We start from the raw sequence: 6,382 nt of genomic DNA, 5'->3' as shown, positions 1-6,382 counted from the left end.
GCAATGCCTCGCCTAGCTTTTTGCCGTCTATATGAAAGTTAGCCTGCAAGTTAGCGGCCAACTTCTTTCAACAGCCGGACGCAAGGCATATTTTTTGCTAAATTATTGGTTTATCGATGCTCGCCAGCCTCATGCTGAGATGCACGAGGCTTTCACGGATAACAGGACGATGTAACCGATGACGCAAGACAATGACGGCCACACCAATATGACGCTGGATGACGCCTTTCAGCTCGGGATTCGTCTTTACCAAGAAGGGAAGAAACCCGATGCGCGGCAAGTATTCGAGCAAATACTGAGCCATGCCCCCGATACGGTTCAAGTGCGGCAAGTGCTGGCCGTACTGGATGCGGAAGCGGGACAATACGTGCAAGCAATGGCTCACCTTGACCACGCGCTTGAGCATGCCCCTGACGATCTGTCTTTGTTGTTCGATAAGGCACAGTTATTGACGCAACAAGGGCATAACCACGCGGCCATGGAAATCGTTGAAACACTGTTTGCCGCCGCTCCCACCAACCAAGATATCCTTAGTTTACGTGAACAATTAACCGCAAAACTTGGCTTGCAAGGTGAGAGCCGTCGTACACATGCTTTGCGTGATGAATTGCATCAAATTAAAAATCAAGGTCTGGCTGAGGAAATCAACAAAACCATGGCGTTGGCCGCTAATTTGATGAAGGATGGCCACACGGCACAAAGCGAACAACTTTATCAAACGATACTAACGCTTGAGCCCGACTACCCTCCTGCATTGATGGCGTTGGCTCAGCATGCGCTTGATGAACAAGAATACGGTAAGGCCCAGCAGCTCTTATTACGCGGTAATGACAAGGCGCAATCTCATCAAGTGTGGCAACTGCTTTTGGTCAGAGCAGAGTCAGGGCTCGGTGCGTATACAAGCGCTCGCCAACGCTGCTTGCAAGCTCATAAGCAAACTCAAGATCCAGCCTTTTTGCACCAACTGTTGGTGGTGTATCTCAAGGAAGCCAATTGGTTGGAAGCGAGTAAACTGGCCAAGCAATGTTTGCGTGATGACCCCGAACGCGGAGAATTACACTATGCCTATGCCCGTGCTACCTTCGAGCGACTCAAGCAACATCATCAGTTTACGCAAGATAAATTGACCGATTGCTACCAGATCCACGAGAAGGCTCTCGTTCATGTCAGCGATAAACAAGCGAATACCTTAAATGCACAATTAGGCGAGCTCGAGTGGTATATGGGAAATATCGATCAAGCCCAACATCGCCTAGAAACGTTATTAGCGGCGCAACCCGATGATCATGCGCTGCGGTTTAACCTTGCCTTTGTCTATCGTACCCAAATGGCGTGGGATAAGTTTTACTCGGCGAATGAAGCAGGACTTGATTGCGGCCGTCGACTCAAATACCACGGTGATTTACCCCGTTGGGATTTGTCGCGACCACAAACCGATGCCGTACTCATTATGCCTGAGCAAGGTGTCGGGGATGAACTCGCCTATTTTCATAACGTGGCAATGGTGGTTGAGCGTGCTCGAAAAGTGTACGTTGGCTGCGATCCGCGTCTAGAGCCCTTACTGAGTCAAGCATTTCCAAGTACAGAAATTGTGCCGATTTCTCGCAAAGATGGAAAAGATATTTTCGTCCCTGAGCATGTTCTCGCTGACATTGATAGTTGGGTGGCCGGTGGATCACTGGCAGGGTTGTGCTATCACCACTTTGACCGTCATCTTTATCAGCAAACCTATATTGTTCCTGATGTCGCACCCCATGCGCCTTGGATAGCACCGTTAGCTAAATTGCATCAGAAAGGGCCTGTGTTTGGGCTATGCTGGCGCAGTGGTCTTGCGGCTGCCACCCGCAACATTCACTACTTGGTGGCTGAAGAATTAGCAGGCTGGATAAAAGCCGTTCGCCAGCTTTGTCCTAGCGCCCAGTTTGTCAATTTACAATATGGTGAGTGTGAAAAAGAGCTGAGTAAAATCAAAAAACAAACGGGCGTTGAGATCGTGTCACTGCCCGGATTGGATCTTAAAAATGATTTTATGGGGACCGCGCATGCGATCAAACAGCTCTCGGGGGTATTTACTGCGGGGACAGCGGTGCATCGGCTGACGGTTGCCGTCGGCACACCTTGCTATGTGTTTTTTGCCGGCCATAAAGAGAGCGATATACAAACGCCAGAGTCGATGCCAGGCTACGCAGAGTATGCGTTTAGTTATCCGCCAATGATCAAAGACAAACAGCCACTGCTTGATGCGATAGCACGCCGTATGGTTGACGATCTCGGTCGGTAAAAAGGGGGGAATCACCCTCTACCAATAAAAACGGGGCCGCTGAGACGGCCCCGTTTTTTATTCACCCCTGGTACCTTGCGGTAACCTAAGGCTTCAACCTTGGGTTAGATATAATTAAACAACGAAAGATCTTTAGTCTTAGCAAATGCCTGCTGGGACGCTTGCAGTGCCAGCATATCTTCGTTCATATCGATGGCGGCTTGGGTATAATCTAAATCTTCCATGGTACCCAAAGAGCGATTCAACACTAATTTGAAATCTTTATGCATGCTTTCTTGTCGATCGAGCGTGGTCAACCGCGTTCCCACTTCTGAGCGTGCTTTGTTCAAGTGTTTAAAGGCGGCTGAAAACTGCTCAGTGACTTGATGGAGCTCTGCCGTTGCCGAGGCATCATCGATATCCGCATACGATAAAGCCGCACCATTTTTAAACGCATCGAAGATATTGAAGCTATCTTGTCTTTCTAAGTTGATAGTATCACCCGGCCCCATCTCACCTTCAAAGGTCATTTTGAGCGTGTTCCACTCAATGCCGGTTTGCGGATCGTACAGGCCAGCACTGACTTCGGTGCCATCTTGCATCAGTGAGTACGTGGTATCACCACTCGCATTCACATCAAACGACACCGAATAGTTGGCCGTATCAGCATCATTGCTATTTTCCGCGTTTGCCAGCAACAGTAGAGATCCATCTTCAAGATCGTATTCCGGTTGATAATCGCCAAAAGGGTTATCAATTTCCATAAACATCTTATCGCCGGGATCGGAGGTCGGCACTTCTACTGCAGGCGCTACTTGAGCCGTACGAAAGTAACTGTCGCCGGCATAACGGACATTGCCTTGGGTATCACGATAAAAAGGCTGGGTACTGGTTTGGGTGCCGGAGAACAAGAAGTTGCCTGACTCGTCCTTGGTGTTCACCAAGTCCATAAAGTTATCAAACATTCCTTGCAGATCTTGGCGGTGCGCAGTGCGGTCTTCCACCGATAACGAACCATTAATCATCGCCATCACTTTACGCTTGGCGCCATCCATGATTTGCTCTGATTCATCAATAGCGATCTCTTCACGTGTTTGACGATTTCTCGCCAAGGTGATCGAATCAATAAACTGATCAATCTGCTCATCTTGCTGGCGAAAGTTCTGAATATAGATTGATGAGACGGGGTCATCGCCGGATGTGATCACACGTTTTCCGGTCGCCATTTGCTCCTGATTATCTTGCACCTTTACATTTTGGCGCATAATGTCGTTGGAGACAGATTGGTAATTATGAAAACTAGCAATACGACTAATCATACTGATCGACCCTTATCGCGTTGCATTGAGCAGAGAATCAAAGGTTTCATTGGCCGCAGTCATGATGCGTGACGCCGCCATATAAGCGCGTTGAAACTTCATCATATTCGCAGCCTCTTCATCAAGGTTAACCCCAGACACTTGGGCGACACGTCCTTCTGCCGCATCATGTTCAACCATACTCACATCCTGCAAACGCTCATACGACGCTTTTTGCACCCCTAAATCGGTACTCAGCCCTTCATAGACATCAAGCACGGTGGAGCGGCCATTATCCATCAACTTTTGCGTTTGCAACTCTTGCATGCGAATTAAGTTACTGTTGTCGCCATCCGCCGGGATCAAGCTTACGGCCAAGACATCGTCAGGCACCGCTTTATCATTAAGATCAATCACGGTCCCATTCACGTCTATCGGCCCACCAGGTGGATAAGCTTGAGGCGCAACCAAGATTTGTCCTTTGGTGTCTGTCACCGCAAATTGGCTGCCATCCGGTGAGATTCGAACTTGAAATTCTTTTTGTCCGCCACTTTGCAGTACACGGACGTCGCCCTCTCCTTTACTCACCGAGCTACCACTGATATAGCTTTGTGCGGCAATATCAGCAGGATCTTCCATCGTCACCCGTATTTGCCCTGCCGCTGACCGTGCCGGGCGAATTAATACTCGCTCATTGGCCGCCAATCCTGCATCAACTTGAACACGCATTCCATCCACATTGAAGCTAGGAGGCGTACCACTAGGAGTGACGGCGGATTGTTTTCCGTCTGGGGCGGTCAGCGTATATTGTGTGCCATCGAACTTAAGTTGATAGTCACCCGGTTTAAGCTTCTGCAAATCATCGATATAAACTTTAAGGTCCGCGGTGGAGTCACCGTTTTGAACCACGCGAGAACGGGCGATGCGATCACTGTTAAAATCGGTAAAAATATTTTTGCCCACTTCACCATTAAGATCGAAGCCTTGTCCCTGCAGATCATTCAACGCCTGAGAAAACCCAATCGACATTCGGCCTAACTCGTCAYGCGCTTGGCTGAGTGTGTCATCACGGTACTCAAATAATGCACCAAGTTTACCGCGAATATCGCTATTCGAAATGGCTTTCACACTCTTACCTTCAACGAGGGCTAAACGACGCTCTTGATGATCCGGCTCACCCGGCAAGGTAGTTAACTCACTGCTATTCATCCCGGATACCAGCATATGGCCACTGCCAATGATGACATTAAAAAGACCATCTCCGCGTGCATTCACGCTTACCTGGGTGTACTCAGACAGCTCTCGGATCAATTTATCATGACGGTCCAATAGGTCATTAGCTTCGGCGGGGGTTTTAAGTATTGCTTTGTGCACATCCACCAGCTCTTGGCCGATGTCGTTCATTCGCTTTACCGTGGCATCAATTTGTGACGAGGTATCAATTGATTGCTGCTGTAACACGCCATAAACGTCATTCATGCCGGCAGCGACCATTCGCGCTTTTTCGAGCACGACTTTTCGCGCTCCCATATCACTGGGGCTATCAGTTAACCCTTTAACCGCGCCGTAGAATTCATTCATGTTTTCAGGAATTTTTTTGGCTGAATGCGCCATCATATCGTCGAGTCGACCGAGTTGATCGTTGCGCGCGGCGGCGTGAGACAAGTTCGAGGTCGCCACATTCAGTTCATTAACCGCGAACTTATCATAGTTACGGCGTACCGCAGCAGCATGAACACCGGTACCGTAATTGTTGCCACCCCAAAATTGCGGATCATTGGTTTGTTGCTCAACGGATTGACGGCTATACCCTTCCGTATTCACGTTAGAGATATTGTGACCTGTTGTATTCAGCTGTCGCTGCGCAGTCAGTACGCCTTGCGATCCAAGGGAAAGCAGGTCCAAGCCCATTGTGCCTCCAAGTAACCCGGCAATTAAAACGAGATAATCCAAGTAAAGCAAAAATCAGGCCAGAGAAGGTAGAGGGGTTTTAAAGCGATGTAAAATAGGATATTAACTGATTTAAAGGCATAAAAAATCAAGCTAAAATAAAAAACGGCAAGCCTTTGCCTGCCGCTCAATTATTCCATCATGCCACGGACTTGATCGAGCACACGGATAACTTTGTCGGCATACTCAGGATCAGTGGCATAGCCCGCTTGGTGGAGTTCGCGAATAAACTGTTCAGGTTGCGCAGATTGAGACAGGGCCTGCTCGTAACGGGGGTTTTCTCGTAAAAACGAAACAAAATCATCAAAACTCTCTTGATAGGATGGATAGGCGCGGAAACTCGCCGTTTCTTTCACCGGGATCCCATCATACACTTCGAGTGTTTGCGTCGCGACTTTATCTCCGCTCCAGCGTGGATCCGCTTTAATATTGAACAAGTTATGGCTGTTATCACGGGCATTGGCGATCACTTTTTTACCCCAGCCGGTTTCCAAGGCAGCTTGTGCTAAAATGATTGCTGGATCGGTGCCAAGTGCCCGCGCCGCGCGTCGTGCATGAGGCGCTAATGTATCAACAAATGCGGCAGGCGAATCAAAGCCTTCATTACGTTGTCCCGCCTCACTTCCCGCTGCCGGTGGGGCAATCGACTGGCTATCCAGCGCGGCAATCGCTTTTTCTGCCGCCTCTCGACTTCGATTTTGATCCAAAGGCAAAGATTGCGCCGATGTGCGCGCCGCATCTTCCAAGTCAGGTTCACTATCGCCCAGAGCCTGGCCCAGTTGTTCCACAATCATATCAGCCAGCCCCAGCGATCCCTCTCGGCTGAGTTCACTTGCCATTTGTTCGTCTGCCATTTGCTCATAAAACTTAGAGG

Annotated in this window: 4 protein-coding genes; 1 reads left to right on the top strand and 3 read right to left on the bottom strand. The window is 49.1% G+C overall.

What is annotated here, in order from left to right:
- Positions 1-178: 178 nt before the first annotated feature.
- Entirely contained in the window at positions 179-2,281 is a 2,103-nt protein-coding gene (locus BZG79_RS10015; RefSeq protein ID WP_077774308.1) for a tetratricopeptide repeat protein, read from the top strand.
- 104 nt (positions 2,282-2,385) lie between these two features.
- Here the strand turns inward: BZG79_RS10015 and flgL are convergent, their stop codons facing one another.
- The 3 genes from flgL to flgJ form a co-directional block, all read right to left on the bottom strand.
- Positions 2,386-3,579, bottom strand: a complete 1,194-nt coding sequence (gene flgL / locus BZG79_RS10010; RefSeq protein ID WP_021023043.1) for a flagellar hook-associated protein FlgL — start codon at positions 3,577-3,579, stop codon at positions 2,386-2,388.
- Positions 3,580-3,591: 12 nt separating this feature from the next.
- Entirely contained in the window at positions 3,592-5,469 is a 1,878-nt protein-coding gene (flgK, locus tag BZG79_RS10005) for a flagellar hook-associated protein FlgK (protein ID WP_077774307.1), read from the bottom strand.
- A 170-nt stretch (positions 5,470-5,639) separates the two neighbouring features.
- A partial coding sequence (gene flgJ / locus BZG79_RS10000; RefSeq protein ID WP_108743270.1) for a flagellar assembly peptidoglycan hydrolase FlgJ occupies positions 5,640-6,382 on the bottom strand: 743 nt, incomplete at its 5' end.

It is taken from the genome of Salinivibrio sp. MA427, assembly GCF_001996115.1.
GTDB classification, from domain to species: Bacteria; Pseudomonadota; Gammaproteobacteria; order Enterobacterales; family Vibrionaceae; genus Salinivibrio; species Salinivibrio costicola.
This window is presented reverse-complemented; position numbering and strand designations above follow the sequence as displayed.

Bases quoted from the DNA above. Each gene is read 5' to 3' on its own strand.
- BZG79_RS10015 (WP_077774308.1), top strand. From the start codon at position 179: ATGACGCAAGACAATGACGGCCACACCAATATGACGCTGGATGACGCC.
- flgL (WP_021023043.1), bottom strand. From the start codon at position 3,579: ATGATTAGTCGTATTGCTAGTTTTCATAATTACCAATCTGTCTCCAAC.